The following is a 17,834-nucleotide window of genomic DNA, read 5'->3' on the forward strand; positions in this document are numbered from 1 at the left end:
CTAGCAGTTTAGTGGGATAATTGATTGAAATGATGGTATAGCGCTATAAAAATAAATCCGATAGGAATTGCAATCGCAAATACCTGAGTAAATACTTTTAGCCCTTTCGAATACTTATTGTTGAAACCTACACTTTGGAAGGCTGATGAAAAGCCATGCCATAAATGAAAAATAAGAAGTACAAAAGCAAGCACATACAGTCCGGTTCGAACTGGGCTTTCAAACTTATGTACAGTTTCCTCAAAATATCTATAGCCTGAATCCACATTATTCGGATCCAATAACCCGGAAGTATCCCCTTCTACATACTTTATAACCATTTCCGGAACCCAGAAGTCGTAAAAATGCAATCCCAAAAAAGCAAGGATTACAAGCCCAGAAATGATCATGTTACGAGAGGCCCAGCTTGAATTGGCATTTCCCTTAAAGCTTGCGTATTTAACGGCACGCGCGTTTCGGTTTTTAATTTCCAGTATGAATCCCATCACAAAATGGTAAATAACCCCAAAAATAAGTATGGGCTGCAAAACACCTTGCACTAATGGGTTGGTCCCCATAAAATGAGACCACTCATTAAACGTATCCGGCGCAATGACGGAGGTAAAATTGATAGTGAAATGTTGTGCTAAGAAAAATACTAGAAACAGTCCCGAAAGTGCCATGGTAACTTTACGGGCGATGGAAGAAGAGATAATTCCCATTATGATTTTCTTTTCAAAATTTTGAATTACAAATTTACGGCTCAAAAGAGCGATTGCCAAAAAAATGGTACTATTTGTCTTATTTAGACTGAATCCAGAAAAAAGGATGCGACATAAAAAAAACTCCGGACAATGCCGGAGTTCTATATTAAGGGGTGTAAATATTATTTTAACTCAAACGATTCTTCGGAAATGCTTCCATTGAATGAGAGTATCGCTTTGTATTTCCCTTTGGGTAAATAGTAAGATCCATTATCGGCTTTCTTAAATTCGGCACCTCCATTTTCTAGGGCCTTTCTTCCTTTTTTAGAAAGGGTTAGATCGTATTTGGCCATATTAATACCCTTGGAAGCATCGTGCGAGAACTCTTGCAATTCGGTGCCGTCTTCGGAGGTTATCTTAATGGTCGCCTTGCCATCCGAGGGACTATAGAATGGCATATCCATTTCCGGCTCGAATGGGTCACCATATTTATTGAACCCTAAGTTACCCCAGCGTTGGGAAGCTCTCATAGATGTTATTCCTGCCATAACAACAGAGCCCATATTCTCTTGGGACAATTGTTGAAGCAATGATATATCCCCTACATAAATAGATCGACCGTGTGTTCCCAATACCAGGTGATTTTCATCTTTCTGAATCACCATATCATGATAGGCTACATTCGGTAATCCTTCTACAAAAGGAGTCCATAAATTTCCACCATCTAAGGAAACATATGCCCCATTGTCTGTACCCAAATACAGCACATTCATGTTTTCGTGATCTTCTTTAATTACATTCACAGGCGAAGCTGGTAGATTGCCACTAATATCTTTCCAGGTGGCACCAAAATCTTCGGACACATAAACGTAAGGTGTAAAATCGTCCCAGCGATATCCATTCAAGGTAACATATACCCTCGATTTTTTGTGACTGGATGCAATGACACGACTTACCCATAAATCCTTCGGAAAGGAATTGGAAATTTTCTTCCAGTCGCCTCCGGCATTTTGAGTAACATATACCAGCCCATCATCACTACCCGTATAAATTAGGCCAAATTCGAAAGGAGACTCGCTTATCGAGGTAATGGTTCCATACGCTACATTACCCTGTTTTCCTCCATTGGTGAGATCGAAAGAAATCGCGGTCCAATCATCTCCTTGATTCATAGAACGCATTAATTTATTACCTCCTAGATACAAAATGTCCTGATTGTGATCACTAAGTTCGATAGGGGTTTGCCAATTGAAACGATAGGGATTTTCTCCCAGCTCATGTTTTATATTGAGGTATTTCTGATCTCCAGTTTCACGATTTATCCTGAAGTAATTCCCAAACTGAAATCCAGTATATACAATATCACTGTTCCTATTGTCAATCTCTATTTGCATTCCATCACCTCCCATTATGCTTTCGTAAGGATATTGTCCGCTTTGATGCCAGCGCACACTTTCAGTAGTGTTGTGGGGGCCTACCCAGACACCATTATCCTGTAACCCTCCATACACATTATAGGGTTTTTCGTAGTCCACATTAATGGCATAAAACTGGCCTACAGAAGGTGTGTTGCACTTTATCCAGTTTGCTCCATCGTCATATGAAATATTTACCCCCCCATCATTTCCGTCTATTAGATGACCTGGCCTTTTGGGGTTAATCCACAAGGCGTGATGGTCGGCATGTACGTTAGGAGCACTAATCGACGTAAAGGTTTTTCCCCCATCCTTCGATTTAAGAATGGGCACCCCGTAAATATAAATTCCATCCGAATTACTAGGGTCAACATGGATTTTTCCGAAATAATAGCCGTAGCTAAAGTATATACCGTCTAAATAACCATCATGTGTCTTCTTCCATGTTCTTCCCCCATTTTCACTTTTATATACTTCGGCCCCAATAACCGGTGTGTCGAATAACATGGTATTGGCGTCTTCCAAATACTTAGCAAGGTCCATAGGTACTGCGCTGCCACTACGAATCATTTGCTTCACATTTTCGGCTTGGTACTTTTCCTGAAATCTATTACTTCGCAGGAATTTTTGAAGCTTTTTATTGTCCAAGGCCAAAAATTGGTCCTTGGTCATCGTCTTGAAATCATCTTTGGTAAGTTCATCCGATGCTTGCGAGTCATCTTCATCTTCCTTATCCCTCCTTGCTTGATTATCATGGATAGCGTACACCACATTTTCGTTCACGACAGCCAACCCTATTCTACCTACTCCTTCACCCGTAGGGAATCCGCTACCATCTACTGAAATTTTTGTCCACGTATTTCCTGCATCGGTACTTTTGTAAATACCACTTCCAGTTCCACTTCCCCTGAAATTCCATGCCTTGCGGTCCTTGTCCCATGAAGAAGCATAAACAATATTGAAATTTGAAGGGTGTACGTCCATTTCAATAATTCCACTCTGATCGTCTACGTACAAGGTTTTGTTCCAAGATGTACCCCCATCTATGGTTTTGAACACACCACGCTCGGTATTCTTGGAATACAGATGCCCCACGGTACTTACCAATAGTTCATCCGAATTATTAGGATTGATTATGATTTTACTGATATGATGCGAATCCTTAAGCCCCATATTTTTCCATGTTTTTCCATTATCGGTAGATTGCAATATACCAATCCCAGCATAAGAGGAGCGCGACGAATTTACCTCGCCCGTACCTACCCAAATCGTTCTGCTTTTCCAGTCTACTGCTAAACTTCCTACATTTTGAGTCGGACTGCTATCTAATATAGGTTCAAAGGATGTCCCATTGTTAATGGTGTGCCAAACGCCTCCACTGGCATAGCCCACATAGAATTCGACTGGGTTGTTTGGGTTTACGGCAAAATCTACGACCCGACCGCTCATTACGGTAGGTCCAATATTCTTGAAGGGTAAATTTTTAACGATGGAAGTTTTTGCCATTTCGGCTTTTTGTTTCAACCCATTTTCAACTTCCGAAGAAGATGTTGCTGGTTGTTGCGAAAAGGCAATACAAGAAAGTAACCCGAAGGCGATGGAGAGTATTTTTTTCATTTTGGTGGTTTTTCTTCCTGAAAATTACAGTTTGATAAAAATACTTCAAAATAATTTGGGGAAGTTTAACATCCGTAATTTCAATTCCGTGAATCTTTTTAACTTCGAAATCGAGAATACGTTCCAATGGAAAAGTCTACAAAACAGTTAGAAGCCTATTTCAAAAAGGTCATCGACAACGCCTCATTAGAAACCGAGATTCCCAAACTCATCGCGGCGTTTTCGCCATTGCATCTATCCAAAAACGATTTCTTCGTGGCGGAAGGGAACATTTGTCGCTATTTCTGTTATGTTGAAAATGGTATCCTTCAGCACTCCATCGATGTGCTTGGAGAGGATAAAACCACCTACCTTGCCCTTCGCAATTCGTGTACAACCGCCCTAAAAAGCTTCCGATTTCAAATTGCATCAAGAAAAAACATAAAGGCATTGAGCGATTGCGACCTTTGGGTACTGGACTTGGAGCCTTTTGAGCAACTTCTGTCAGATAGTGAGGCCTTCCACACATTTTATCACAACCTCATCGAAAATCAGATTTACAAAATAGACGACTATCGCATAGATCTGTTGACATTAACTCCCGAAGAACGCTACACCAAGATGTTGGACAACGAACCCAATTTACTCCAACAAGTGCCGCTACAGTATCTCGCTTCCTTCCTAGGTATTTCTACCCGTCATATGAGCAGAATTCGGAAAAACATAAAATAAGGACATTTGGCTGAGGGGAAGCCGTATTCAATGTGTATTTTTGAAAGGACAAATTCTTAATAGCAGCTCACATGAAATACCATCCAATTGATCACAACCTTTATATAAAAAACCGGAAAAACTTCATGGCACATATGAAGCCGAAAAGTGTAGCGGTTTTTAATAGTAACGATATTTATCCCGTCAGCGCCGATAGTACGATGCCCTTTAACCAACATAGGGATATCCTGTTCTTAAGCGGTGTGGACCAAGAAGAGAGTATACTAGTGCTATTTCCCGATGCGGCTGATGAAAAGCACAAGGAAATTCTTTTCCTAAGGGAAACCAATGAACACATAGCTGTTTGGGAAGGGGAAAAGTTGACCAAAGAACGTGCATTTGAAGTAAGCGGTGTCAAAACTGTGTATTGGTTGAGTGATTTCGACAAGGTCTTTTTTGAACTAATGACCCAAGCCGAAAACATCTATTTTAACACGAACGAGCATTACCGCCAGGCAGTGCAAACTGAAACCCGGGAGGATCGTTTTATAAAAACCACCAAGGAAAAATTTCCGGCGCACAGTTGGGCAAAAAGCAATCCAATTCTACAGCGCCTGCGATCTGTAAAGGACCCGATAGAAATAGACCTAATGCAAACGGCCTGTAATATCACCGAAAAAGGATTCCGAAGGGTACTGAACTTTGTAAAACCAGGGGTTTGGGAATACGAAATTGAGGCTGAATATATGCACGAATTCCTTAGGAACAGATCTAAGGGTTTTGCCTACACTCCTATCATAGCCAGTGGTAACAACGCCAATGTACTCCACTATATTGAAAACAACCAACAATGTAAGGATGGGGATTTAATCCTTATGGATGTAGGAGCCGAATATGCCAACTACAGTAGTGACATGACACGTACCATTCCGGTAAACGGACGGTTTACCGAGCGACAAAAAAAGGTATACAATGCGGTGAATCGTGTAAAAGAGGATGCCACTAAGATGCTAGTTCCTGGTGCACTTTGGAAAGAGTACCATGTTGAAGTAGGTAAACTAATGACTTCCGAACTTTTGGGCTTAGGTCTTATAGACAAAGCGGATGTGCAAAATGAAAATCCAGATTGGCCTGCTTACAAAAAGTACTTTATGCATGGAACTTCTCATCATATAGGGTTAGATACGCATGACTATGGTATACTTTGGGAACCTATGGAAGCCAATATGATTTTTACCGTAGAACCCGGAATTTATATTCCGGAGGAAGGATTCGGAATTAGACTAGAGGATGATGTAGTTATTCAGGAAAATGGTGCACCCAAAAATCTTATGGGTACTATCCCAATTGAGGCCGATGAAATTGAAGACCTCATGAATTCATAAACAAAAACCCCGGACATTGCATCCGGGGTTTCTTTTTTAGTTACAGGTGCAACACGCCATTTTCGGCAGCTGCGTAATCATTCCAGGCATAGGCATCGGCCTGCTCGTCATTGGTGTAATTTCCATCTACGACATATCTGAATTCGTAAGACGAATCTTTATCCAAATTAATGGTTCCCTTAAAGTTTCCATTCTTCAATTTTTTTAAAGGAGTTGCCTCTGTGTTCCATTCATTAAAAGATCCCACTACTTTTACTTCATGAGCTTCTTCTGCTGGCACGGTGAAAGTCACCTTGCACACGGGTTTACTTTTTAAATACTGTTTGGTAATAGACATAATGTTAAGTGTTTGTGATGGTTTCAAATCTATCGAAGGAAACCCTTCAAAACAACATTTGCCTTATAAAAATTGAGTGTTTTGAGGAAGATGCAAAAAGAACGGGGTGTTTTTGATAATACCCAAAAATCAAGGGGGTAAAATTCCGAATCATTCAATAAAATGATCTTGTTTTATAGCTCAAAAATACGCCCGCAAAAAACTATAACGTTTTCGATTTGAGGGAGTTTCGAGCAAATACGCCTGAAAACGTCAATTTTGGAAATTCCAGTCCTAATTTTTCAATGGAATTTGGTTTTGAGGAATTGGTTGAATCAGTGTCTTATTCACGATTTTCCTTCTCATAATTGATTTATCATTAAAGTGCCTAGATATATTCTGAACAATATCAGTATAATTATCCTTGCCTTCCTTAGAAAAGAATATTGGTTTAATTGATCTACAATTTTCATGTTCAAATATTGAATTAAGCAATACTCGATCCGATAAACCACAAGAATGACCTATAACAACTGTTTGGAACTTGCCACCATCGATGAAGTCGAAGAGTGCTTTATAATTGCCATTTTGAGAATAGGAAAAAGACTTAAAATTCCCCAAGAATTCGTTATCATTAATATTTTCAATCTTCCTGTAGTCTTCATCAATTTCATCTCCAAAACCAAACACAACTGGATATTCACTATGGTTTTTAACCCTTCCATGAATGTAATTCGTGGTAGATTGATAGCCTTCAGAATGTAGCTTGCCAACATAAAAATCGATTGTTGGCGTATAGTTGAAAATTAAAAAATGAATCTTACCAAAAGTACCCATTGCCAAGTCCCTCCCTTTTAACTGCTGAATTAGCTCAGTTTTATCTGCCTGAAATTGAAACTCTTCCATTAATTGTGGTTTGTCATTTCCATATATGGATATAGGTTTCAACAAATCAAAAGTTCCTTCCCACTGTTTACTTATTTTCCAATCAAAATCATGTTTATTAAGAACTTCATTTCTTAGATATCTTACCAATAAATCTCTTACTTGATTGAATTCGACATTTAAACGTGCTGCCCTTTGCTTCTTTTGTTCCTTATTCAATCCCTCAGCTAAGGCAATAGCCTTCAATGAATCATAATATTCATTCTCCACATCAACCCAATTATTCAGTAAATTGATCTGATTAATTCTTTGGAAAAAACCATTTTTGATATAAAGAATATTCCCATTAGGACCCTCCAATACAAAACGGTTCTCCGTAAAATGATAACCATATTCCCTTGCATATAAAATAAGTGCTGAAGTAAAGGATTCGAAATTATTAATCTCTACCATATTAAAGAATCTAAAGTAGGAATCGTCTATATAAATAATTTCGGAAACCATTGGATCTCGAGATTCTTCTTTAAGATTCTTCCAAAAACTATTTAAGAAGTCCTTGTAAGATGTAGGCAAGCTATGAGCCAAATCGAAACCATTGCCAATAATAAAAAGTCTATTCATTTGCCTCTCTTTTAAATCTTAGGAGATTCAGAAATACAAAAACCAACAAAGCAGGGAGTATCCAGCCCATATGTTCATTTCCAAATGGAACACTATTTTTTATAGAATCCAAAGAGCCCTCGGGTAATAAAAATCCTAGAAAATCTGGAATACTAAATAGAAATGTTACCAAAACAACGCCGCGAAATACCATTTTGGAACGGAATCTTTCCGGTAGTACATTCAACAATATGAGTACTATGGTAATAGGGTAGATAAACATGAGTGCAGGTAGGGCCACATCGATAATATAATGTACATCGAACTGACCTATTACTACACCCAAGACACAACCCGCTACCCCGGTAATTACGTAGGCCTGTTGAGAATTACCAAAAACCCCTTTTACAAAGTCTGCAGTCCCAGTAACAATCCCTACGGCAGTAGTAAAACATGCCAAGGCTACCAACACAGCTAGAAAAGCGGTTCCTATATCACCTAGAGTATTAGTACTTAACAGGGTAAGCAATTCGGTTCTGTTTTCTATGTTTAGTGTTCCGCTGTAATAGGATCCCAATGCAATGAGCCCACCATAAATAAGGAAAAGTCCCAAACCGGCATAAAGCCCAGCCTTGCCTATCATTCTTCTTTTTTCCTCGTAACCATAGGCTCCTTGCAATGCAAAAGAAATTACGATGACACCTCCCACAACAACACCTCCTATCGCGTCGAATGTTTGGTAGCCTTCCAGAATTCCCTCGGTAAGCGGGGAACCAAATATAGATGCCCGAATAGGCTCAACATCACCAAACAGGCCAATGCCTATAATCAACAATAGAATAAGGATTATTAAAGGAGTTAAGAACTTTCCTATAATACTGAGGATTTTAGTTCTATTCAGTACAAAAACCAATACCAAGGCAAAATATATAAAGCTCAATGTGAGCGAGGACATCGAAAAATAGGGCTGTATGGCCATTTCATAAGTAACAGAAGCCGTTCTCGGCGAAGGCAGTGAAATGGAAATAATATATACGGCAATAGAATAGACCATGGCGAAGGCCGGAGACACCCTATTGGCAAAGTCCAGCATCGTTCCCTGTAGTCTTGCATGACCATAAATGGCCAGTATGGGAATAATTACTGCTGAGATGGCAAAACCAAGAATAACCCAAAACCATGCATCGCCCGCATTGTATCCTAAAAACGGGGGAAGAATTAAATTTCCCGCACCAAAAAAAAGGGAAAATAAGGCAAATGCGGTAACGAAGGTTTGTTTGGTAGGGCTCATTGGCAGATATTTGTCTGCCGAATATAGAAAAATGATTTATCACTACAACGAGGTACCTATATTTTATGAAGTACAAGGAGATGGCCCTATTATGGTGTTGCTTCATGGATTTTTGGAAAGCAGTACGATGTGGGAAAGTATAGTGCCCGAGCTCATCAATACGAATACTATAATATACATGGACCTTCCCGGACACGGAAAGAGTGGTGTATTGAACGAAGTTCATACTATGGAGATGATGGCTGCTGTGGTGTATTCATTATTAAAGTCACTAGGGGTACATGAAGCAACATTTGTCGGACACTCCATGGGAGGTTATGTGTGCCTAGCCTTGGTTGAAAAGTATCCTGAAATGATAGAGCATTTGGTGCTGCTCAATTCTACTACCTATGCGGATAGCCAAGAACGCAAAATACAACGCGAACGAGCACTCCAATTTATGGGTAAAGAAAAAGATACAATTATTAGCCTAGCCATTACCAACCTATTTAGTACAGAGGCGCGCAGTAAGTATTCCAAGGAGATTGAAGGCATGAAAAAAGAAGCTCTTCAATTTCCGACCCAAGGCATTACTGCTGCTATCCGTGGAATGAAAGACCGTAAAGACCGTACCCAGGTACTAAAATCATTCTCAAATAACAAAACGATTGTTTGTGGAAGCACAGACCCAATTGTTCCCCTATCCATTTCCGAAAAGATGGCTCGAGAAACTGGAGCTGATTTCAAAATACTCGAGGGAAGTCATATGAGTTGGCTAGAAAATAGGGCCGAAATTGTTAAAATGTTGCATTTCATCGAATAAAAATTACTTTTTATCGGTTTTTTTTGGATTTTTTGTGTATGTTTAGTCCACCAAATCATCCAACCATGAGAACCGAATCCCCAAAACACACGTTTACTTTCTCAGGACTCCTCTGTGGCACTTTAGGACATGATTATGTCGTATCAAGAAAGATAACAAACCACATTAACGAATACCGATGTACCAATTGCGGTAAGGAGGTTACCGATAATTTTTCGGGGCGTTTGGAAAGTTTAACGTTTAAAACCAAAGAATTAAACACTTCGCTCGCAAATTTCTTTCAGAAGAAAATGAAGCGTAAATTTTCCATGTCGTATGAAAAAGCTAATCTGTAAAATCGTAGGCCACCACTTTATTTCTTTAAGGGAAAAAGATTCCCAAATCCGTGAATACCAATGCCGTTGTTGTAAACAGAAGTATACTGAAGACGGTTATGGACAGATTGTTAGGCTTACCAAATATTGGGAGGAAAACAACACCCTCTTCGAGCAACACTTCAGAAAAAGAAAAGCTGTTTAATCTGTGTTGCTTAATGAATTCCAGCCACGTGCCACCAATGGAATCTTGGTGTTCGCTCGGGTAATTAAATGCATCCCCTCTTTTTCGGGCGCTATATGACCAATGACAGTTAAATTAGGATTGGCTTTTATCTTGGGGAAATCCTCCATGCTTACTGTAAAAAGCAATTCATAATCCTCTCCACCACTCAAAGCAATGGTCGTACTGTCTAATTGAAACTCCTCGCAGGTAGAAATTACTTGAGGATCTAATGGAATTTTATCTTCAAACAAATTACACCCTACATTCGAGCTCTTGCATATATGGATAATCTCGCTGGACAATCCATCGCTAATGTCGATCATTGAAGTAGGAACCACTTCCAAATCTTCCAATAATGCAGGAATATCTTTTCTGGCCTCCGGCTTCAGCTGACGTTCTACCAGATACGTATAGTTATCCAACTCCGGTTGCGCATTGGGGTTTGCTTGAAATACCTGCTTTTCACGTTCAAGTACCTGAAGCCCTAAATAGGCAGCTCCTAAATCGCCAGTGACGACCAAAAGGTCGTTTTCTTTTGCTCCGCTCCTGTAGGTGATCTTATCCAGAGGGGCCTCGCCAATGGCAGTTATACTAATGACCAACCCAGAAGTAGAAGAGGTGGTATCGCCACCAATAATATCTACATTGTATATGCGGGCTGCAGTCGTGATTCCGTCGTATAGTTCTTCCAAAGCTTCTACTGGAAAACGGTTCGAAATAGCCAACGAAACCGTGATTTGCTTTGCGGTGGCATTCATGGCATACACATCGCTCAAGTTTACCATTACCGCCTTATATCCTAAATGTTTCAACGGCATATATCCCAAATCGAAATGAACACCTTCTACCAACAAATCTGTCGTAACAACCTGCTCCATTCCTTCCTCCGATGAAATTACCGCAGCATCATCACCTATTCCAAGAACGGTAGATGTGTGTTTAATCTCAATGTTCTTTGTTAGGTGTTCTATGAGTCCGAATTCACCCAATTCAGAGATTGGCGTACGTGCTTGATTTTTATCTTCTAACATATTCTACATTTAGCGCTGCAAAAATACACCATATCGCGTAAGCAGTACTGTGCATTATTAAATAATTTCCATTTTCGCCCAAGTTCCATTTTAAAACCAAGACAACATTACATGCAAGTTTAACTACTTGGTAAGAAAATCAATTGAACAAAAAAGCTATCTTAGGGAATATGAAAAAGAATCTTTATTTAGCACTCATTGCAGTGTTGCTAATATCCTGTTCTAGTGACGATACCGGGACCTCATCTGCAAATGATGGAAGTGGCAACAATGATGAGGACCCAATTGCCTATGATCCGAGTGCCATGCTTTCATTCACTCCCTGCATGAATGGAAAAGCTGGCCATTTCGATTGTTTTGGTTATGATCTTGTAAGCCATATTCCTATTTCATTTTTTGATGCCCAAAACGCAAACGATTCGTGGGGCTGGACAGACCCAATGACCTCTAAGGAGTATGTAATACTAGGGTTAACAAATGGTACGGCCTTTATCGATATATCGAATCCCGAAAACCCACTGTATTTGGGCAAGCTCCCATCCTCTTCTTTCAATAATCCATGGAGGGATATAAAAGTGTACAACGACCATGCTTTTATTGTAAGCCAGGGAACCGATCATGGAATGCAAGTTTTTAATCTGGCTCGTCTCAGGGATGTAGAAAATCCTCCTGTGACATTTGACACGGATGCTCATTTCACAAATTTTGGAGGTATGCATAATATTATCATCAACGAAGATACTGGTTACGCCTACGCGGTTGGAGGAAATACATTTGACGGAGGCCCACATTTTGTAAACATTCAAAACCCATTGAACCCAGTCGATGAAGGTGGTTTTTCATTCGAGGGGTACTGTCACGACGCCCAAGTAATTACTTATAACGGACCGGATACGGATCATATCGGTAAAGAGATTCTCTTTGGGAGCAACGAGAATAAATTTGTGATCGTGGATGTTTCGGACAAATCCAATCCGCAGACCATTGCGACTCAAACCTATTTGCAAACAGGATTTACGCATCAGGGTTGGTTTACCGAGGACCAGCGATATTTCTTATTGGGGGACGAATTCGATGAAATTGACTTCGGTTTCAATACACGGACCGTTGTACTTGATTTGTTGGATTTGGACAATCCCCAATTACATTTCAACTATTTTGGGGTAACCTCTTCCATAGACCATAATGGGTACACCAAAGGCAATTTATTCTACCAAGCAAATTACACGGGAGGAATGCGGGTTATGGACATTTCCAATATTGCGAATCAAGAAATGATTGAAACAGGTCACTTCGATACTTTTCCAATCAATAATGGTGCAAGTTTCGATGGTGTTTGGAATGTATATCCTTTTTTCGATAGCGGTAATATAGCACTTAGCGATTTGGATAAAGGCCTCTTTATTGTTAGAAAAAATTAGTGTTTCCTACTATGATACTTCTCATAGTTTTTCTTCTTTTTTTCTCATATCTATGCGCTTCGATTACCCAAGAACACATAAATATTGCCCTAAAGTGGCATTTCCTGACAAAAGTTTACCCTTTTTTGCGGGTCTAGAGACTCCTAAAAATCTCATAAAGAGGCTATATATATAGGTATTTAACGCTTTTGCTCGGTTTATTTTGTTAGATTTGGTCGCATTTTAAAAATCGCACAATGAAAAAAGCTTTACTTCCGCTAGCTATCCTAGCCCTTTCTTTTACTGCAGTAGCACAAACCCCGTGTGTAGGAGGAATGGCCGGAACTTATCCATGTAACGGGTATGATCTCATGTCGTTCATTCCATGGACTACTTTTGGGGCATCCAATGCTAACGATTCTTGGGGGTGGACAGATCCACAAGACGGTAAGGAATATGCTATTGTTGGTGTGAACAACGGAGTGGCATTTGTAGACATTTCAGATCCTGTGAGTCCTGTGTATTTGGGAAAACTTCCAACTCATACAGATTCCAGTCTTTGGAGGGATGTGAAGGTATATGACCATTATGCCCTTGTCGTAAGTGAAGCGCCAGGTCATGGAATGCAGGTTTTCGATCTAACCAGACTGAGAAATGTAACCAGTGCACCAGAAACTTTTACGGAAGATGCTCATTACGGAGGCTTTGGCGATGCACATAATTTGGTAGTAAATGAAAGTGAGGCGTATGCTTATGGCGTCGGAACCAGCACATATGGTGGAGGACCCCATTTTATTGATCTTTCGGACCCATTAAATCCGGTGGGTGCTGGTGGCTACAGTGTTAGCGGCTACAGTCATGATGGCCAAGTCATTACTTACAATGGCCCAGATGCGGATTACACAGGCAAGGAAATTTATATTGGTAGCAATACCAACGAAGTAGTAATTGCCGATATTACCGACAAATCCAATCCTGTGACCATAGCTACTATTGGTTATTCAAATATTTCATATACCCATCAGGGGTGGATGACAGATGATCACACGTATTTCATTCTTGGTGACGAAATAGATGAATTGGATTTCGGTTTTAACACAAGAACTGTAATTTTCGACTTTACAGACTTGGACAATCCACAGCATCATTTTGATTATAGTGGGCCAACTTCTGCAACCGATCATAACGGATATGTAAAAGGAGATCGTTTTTATTTGGCCAATTACAAAGCTGGGCTTCGCGTGGTAGATATTTCGGATATCGAAAATGGAAATATGTCCGAGATCGGTTATTTCGATATTTACCCAAACAACGATACAGCTGGATATGACGGCGCATGGAATGTATATCCTTATTTTGGAAGTGGGAACATTCTTTTAACCTCACTTCAATATGCAGATGCAAGTTACCTGGGAGGAATGCACATCATTCGCGAATCGTCCTTAGGAACAGAAGAACAAGTGTTAGAAAGCCAATTGGCGTTGTACCCTAATCCAGCCCAAAATAGCATTACGGTCCAAACTCAAAATGCTGGCATAAATTCTATCGCAGTATACGATGTCCTTGGACAGCAATTGATTCAGAAAACCACTTCAGGAAATACTACAGAAACATTGAACATTTCATCGCTTTCAACAGGTATTTACTATGTGAATATCAACAACCAGACAACCAAGAAAATAGTTAAACAATAAAATTCACCAATTAGAACCCTAATATTAAATTACTCATGAAAAACCTACTTTTTCTATTTGCGGCCGCTACCATTCAGTGTGCCGTTGCCCAAACACCATGCTCGGGAGGATCTGCTGGATCTTATCCTTGTAATGGTTATGATTTACAATCGCATATTGATTTAGGTGGTCTTAGTGCCGGCTCAGGAAATGACTCTTGGGGATGGACAGATGCCCTTGATGGTAAAGAATATGCCATTATTGGATTGAATAATGGAACTGCATTTATCGATGTTTCAGACCCCGTAAACCCAGTATATTTGGGAAAACTACCTACTCATACCAGTAGCAGTTCTTGGAGAGACATTAAAGTGTACAACGACCACGCATTTGTAGTAAGTGAAGCAGGTGGACACGGAATGCAAGTGTTCGACCTTACTCGCTTAAGAAGCGTAAGCAGCCCGCCAGAGACTTTTACTGAAGACGCACATTACAATGGATTTGGAAGTGCTCATAACATCGTCATCAATGAAGACACTGGATATGCTTACCCTGTAGGAACCAGCCTTTTCAACGGTGGTCCTGTTTTTATAAACATTCAAAACCCACTAAACCCAACAAGTGAGGGAGGTTATTCAATGGATGCTTACAGCCACGACGCACAAGTAGTTACCTATAACGGTCCAGACTCAGATTATACCGGAAGGGAAATCATGATTGGAAGCAATGAAAATGAGGTGGTAATCGTAGATATCACTGATAAATCGAGCCCACAAAACATTTCATCTATCTCCTATGGAAATGTAGGGTATACACACCAAGGATGGTTTACTGAAGACCAAAGGTATTTCCTTTTGGGTGATGAGACAGACGAACTGAATTTTGGATTTAACACAAGAACCGTTGTGTTCGATTTCAATGATCTTGACAACCCGCAATTTCATTTCAGCTATACTGGACCCACTGCCGCTATTGATCATAATGGATACGTAAAAGGGAACAAGTATTATATGGCAAATTACCGAGCTGGACTTCGCGTAATAGACCTTACCAATATTGCAAGTGGCACTATTACGGAAGAAGGTTCATTCGATTCATATCCTCCAAGTAATAGCGCCAGTTTTGATGGGGCATGGAGTGTATATCCTTACTTTGGAAGTGGAAATATTGTGATTAGTGACATTAACAGAGGGTTTTTCCTAGTAAAAGCTTCGGCTCCAGATGGTACCGATCCTGTCGCAGTGTGCCAAGACTTTACAGCAGCACTGGACAATAACGGACAAATTATCGTTTCTGGAAGTGACGTAGACGGAGGATCTAGTGATGACAGCGGTTCCTTTACGGTAACCCTTAGCCAGAACACCTTCGATTGTAATGACCTAGGGGATCATGTGGTTACGGTTACGGTTACAGATCCTTCTGGAAATACGGATACATGTACCGCTACCATTACGGTAGAGGATTCTATGGCTCCAAACTTTACAGATTGCCATCAGGATGAGACTGTAGTGGCAGATTCGACCACGAACACCTATACCCTTCCCGATTACCTAGCCAGTGGTGATGTGGTTGCAGTAGACAATTGCACATCAAGCTTAACCATTACTCAAGATCCCGTTGCCGGGACCGAATTGGCAATAGGAACACACACGATCTCTTTCGAAACTACTGACGACGAGGGGAACACACAAAACTGTTCGTTCGTAATAGATGTCGATGCCCCACTTGGCGTTTCGGAAGCTTTCTTGGAAGAAGGAATTTCGATTTTCCCGAATCCTTCAAGTGATGAGATCACTGTAGTTTCAGAAAATGAAAACATAAACAATATCGTTATCTATGATATCACAGGAAAGCAACTGTTATCTGTAAGCAATATTGATGTTGAGAGACAAAATATCACGATTTCTTCCTTTGCTGAGGGAATCTATTTTGTGAACATTAACAACCTTATAACTAAAAGAATCTTAAAGAAATAAGACTTTAGTTGTAAATTTGATAAAAATTCAAGGAAAATAAACTAAACCATAGCATTTTTCGTTATGGTTTAGTTATTACCTTTTAATACACTTAGTAAAAACCTTAAATATATTTTAGATGAAAAAAATTACTTCAGCCTTCATGCTTTTAGCAACTTCCATTATGCTTGCCCAAACTCCTTGCGAGGGTGGTATAGCAGGAGCTTTCCCGTGCGACGGTTATGATCTACAGGGAAGAATTACCAATACAACAATGGGAGCTGGCGGAGCCAATGACTCCTGGGGATGGACAGACCCACAGGACGGTAAAGAATACGGAATCATTGGACTGACCAATGGAACTGCGTTCATAGACATGTCAGACCCAACCAACCCAATATATTTAGGGAAACTTCCCACTCATACTTCCAGCAGTACTTGGAGAGATGTAAAAGTATACCAAAACCATGCTTTTATTGTAAGTGAAGCAGGTGGTCATGGAATGCAGGTATTCGATTTAACCCGTTTAAGAAGTGTGGCTAGCCCACCAGAAACTTTTACAGAAGATGCACACGAGGATAGTTTTGGTAGTGCCCACAACATTGTAATAAATGAGGAAACAGGATATGCTTATCCGGTAGGAACCAGTCTATTTAATGGAGGACCTATCTTTTTGAATATTCAAGACCCAACCAATCCTATTTTCGAAGGAGGTTACAGTTTAGATGCCTATAGCCACGATGCACAGATGGTTGTATACAATGGTCCTGATACGGAACATGTTGGTAAAGAAATCATGATTGGAAGTAATGCCAATGAAGTAGTAGTAGTTGATATTACAGATAAAACCAATCCAATTCCATTAGCGTCAACGAACTATCCAAATGTAGGATACACACACCAAGGATGGTTTACAGAAGATCAGACGTATTTCATTTTAGGAGATGAAGGAGATGAAAGTGATTTTGGATTTAATACCCGTACGATTGTTTTTGACATGACAGACTTAGATAACCCATTATATGATTTTGCATATTTAGGTGATACCGCTGCTATCGATCATAATGGATATGTTGTAGGGGATAAATTCTATTTATCCAATTACTCTGCAGGAATGCGCGTATTAGATATTAGCGACCTTGCTAACGACAATATTACGCTACTTGGTTATTTCGACACCTTCCCTGCCAATACCAATACCAATTTTTCAGGAGCTTGGAATGTTTACCCATTCTTTGCTAGTGGAAACATCGTGATTAGTGGAGACGCCGGATTTACAATTGTAAAAGAGTCTACTTTAGGTATTACCGATTTAGATCAAAACCTATTCTCAATATACCCGAATCCAGCAACCAATAGATTGACTGTTTCTTCAGATAGTGAAGGAATTGCCAAGGTGGAAATCTTCAATGTTCTAGGACAAAGAGTGATGGAAAACACCTATACTTCAAGTTTGTCCGAAACAATCAATATTTCTAGTTTAAACACAGGAATGTATCTTGTTAAGATAAATAATTCTACCACCAAGCGATTGGTCGTAAAATAATATAA

General features: G+C 39.9%; 15 protein-coding genes. 9 read left to right on the forward strand and 6 right to left on the reverse strand.

Annotation, left to right across the window (positions count from 1 at the left end):
- Positions 1–8: 8 nt before the first annotated feature.
- Together AC6JAD_RS04775 and AC6JAD_RS04780 are read right to left on the reverse strand one after the other, a co-directional pair.
- The gene (locus tag AC6JAD_RS04775) at positions 9–704 is read right to left on the reverse strand and encodes a succinate dehydrogenase cytochrome b subunit (protein WP_461302846.1); all 696 of its coding nucleotides are present in this window, start codon (positions 702–704) and stop codon (positions 9–11) included.
- 161 nt (positions 705–865) lie between these two features.
- Entirely contained in the window at positions 866–3,715 is a 2,850-nt protein-coding gene (locus AC6JAD_RS04780; protein WP_461302280.1) for a WD40/YVTN/BNR-like repeat-containing protein, read from the reverse strand.
- A gap of 126 nt (positions 3,716–3,841) precedes the next feature.
- Here AC6JAD_RS04780 and AC6JAD_RS04785 point away from each other — a divergent pair, with 126 nt between their 5' ends.
- Both AC6JAD_RS04785 and AC6JAD_RS04790 read left to right on the forward strand, forming a co-directional pair.
- Positions 3,842–4,426 (forward strand): Crp/Fnr family transcriptional regulator, encoded by a 585-nt coding sequence (locus AC6JAD_RS04785; RefSeq protein ID WP_461302279.1) that lies wholly within the window; start codon positions 3,842–3,844, stop codon positions 4,424–4,426.
- Between the two features lie 71 nt (positions 4,427–4,497).
- Positions 4,498–5,790 carry an aminopeptidase P N-terminal domain-containing protein gene (locus tag AC6JAD_RS04790; RefSeq protein WP_461302278.1) on the forward strand — a complete coding sequence of 431 codons (1,293 nt, stop codon included), beginning with the start codon at positions 4,498–4,500 and terminating at the stop codon, positions 5,788–5,790.
- A gap of 40 nt (positions 5,791–5,830) precedes the next feature.
- Here the strand turns inward: AC6JAD_RS04790 and AC6JAD_RS04795 are convergent, their stop codons facing one another.
- From AC6JAD_RS04795 to AC6JAD_RS04805, 3 genes are all read right to left on the reverse strand, one after another.
- Positions 5,831–6,127 (reverse strand): isoamylase early set domain-containing protein, encoded by a 297-nt coding sequence (locus AC6JAD_RS04795; protein WP_461302277.1) that lies wholly within the window; start codon positions 6,125–6,127, stop codon positions 5,831–5,833.
- 273 nt (positions 6,128–6,400) lie between these two features.
- Positions 6,401–7,612, reverse strand: coding sequence for an AbiH family protein (locus tag AC6JAD_RS04800; protein WP_461302276.1), 1,212 nt, complete (start codon positions 7,610–7,612; stop codon positions 6,401–6,403).
- Positions 7,605–8,882, reverse strand: a complete 1,278-nt coding sequence (locus AC6JAD_RS04805) for a branched-chain amino acid transport system II carrier protein (RefSeq protein ID WP_461302275.1) — start codon at positions 8,880–8,882, stop codon at positions 7,605–7,607. Before AC6JAD_RS04805 ends, AC6JAD_RS04800 begins: the two co-directional genes overlap by 8 nt.
- Before the next feature lie 31 nt (positions 8,883–8,913).
- Here AC6JAD_RS04805 and AC6JAD_RS04810 point away from each other — a divergent pair, with 31 nt between their 5' ends.
- The 3 genes from AC6JAD_RS04810 (at position 8,914) to AC6JAD_RS04820 (ending at position 10,203) form a co-directional block, all read left to right on the forward strand.
- Positions 8,914–9,684, forward strand: coding sequence for an alpha/beta fold hydrolase (locus AC6JAD_RS04810; protein WP_461302274.1), 771 nt, complete (start codon positions 8,914–8,916; stop codon positions 9,682–9,684).
- 65 nt (positions 9,685–9,749) lie between these two features.
- A complete protein-coding gene (locus tag AC6JAD_RS04815) occupies positions 9,750–10,019 on the forward strand; it encodes a DUF1660 family phage protein (protein WP_461302273.1) in 270 nt (89 codons plus the stop codon).
- Positions 10,000–10,203, forward strand: coding sequence for a DUF1660 family phage protein (locus AC6JAD_RS04820; protein WP_461302272.1), 204 nt, complete (start codon positions 10,000–10,002; stop codon positions 10,201–10,203). Before AC6JAD_RS04815 ends, AC6JAD_RS04820 begins: the two co-directional genes overlap by 20 nt.
- Here the strand turns inward: AC6JAD_RS04820 and thiL are convergent.
- The gene (gene thiL / locus AC6JAD_RS04825; RefSeq protein WP_461302271.1) at positions 10,200–11,255 is read right to left on the reverse strand and encodes a thiamine-phosphate kinase; all 1,056 of its coding nucleotides are present in this window, start codon (positions 11,253–11,255) and stop codon (positions 10,200–10,202) included. The genes AC6JAD_RS04820 and thiL overlap by 4 nt on opposite strands.
- Positions 11,256–11,425: 170 nt before the next feature.
- On the opposite strand from thiL, the gene AC6JAD_RS04830 reads away from it, so the two are divergent.
- From AC6JAD_RS04830 to AC6JAD_RS04845, 4 genes are all read left to right on the forward strand, one after another.
- Positions 11,426–12,676 (forward strand): choice-of-anchor B family protein, encoded by a 1,251-nt coding sequence (locus AC6JAD_RS04830; protein ID WP_461302270.1) that lies wholly within the window; start codon positions 11,426–11,428, stop codon positions 12,674–12,676.
- A gap of 236 nt (positions 12,677–12,912) precedes the next feature.
- On the forward strand, positions 12,913–14,349 hold the full coding sequence (locus AC6JAD_RS04835) for a choice-of-anchor B family protein (RefSeq protein WP_461302269.1): 1,437 nt from the start codon (positions 12,913–12,915) through the stop codon (positions 14,347–14,349).
- A gap of 35 nt (positions 14,350–14,384) precedes the next feature.
- Positions 14,385–16,304, forward strand: a complete 1,920-nt coding sequence (locus AC6JAD_RS04840) for a choice-of-anchor B family protein (protein WP_461302268.1) — start codon at positions 14,385–14,387, stop codon at positions 16,302–16,304.
- Between the two features lie 118 nt (positions 16,305–16,422).
- Positions 16,423–17,829 carry a choice-of-anchor B family protein gene (locus tag AC6JAD_RS04845; RefSeq protein ID WP_461302267.1) on the forward strand — a complete coding sequence of 469 codons (1,407 nt, stop codon included), beginning with the start codon at positions 16,423–16,425 and terminating at the stop codon, positions 17,827–17,829.
- Positions 17,830–17,834 lie beyond the last annotated feature (5 nt).

Source organism: Aureisphaera sp., assembly GCF_059726885.1.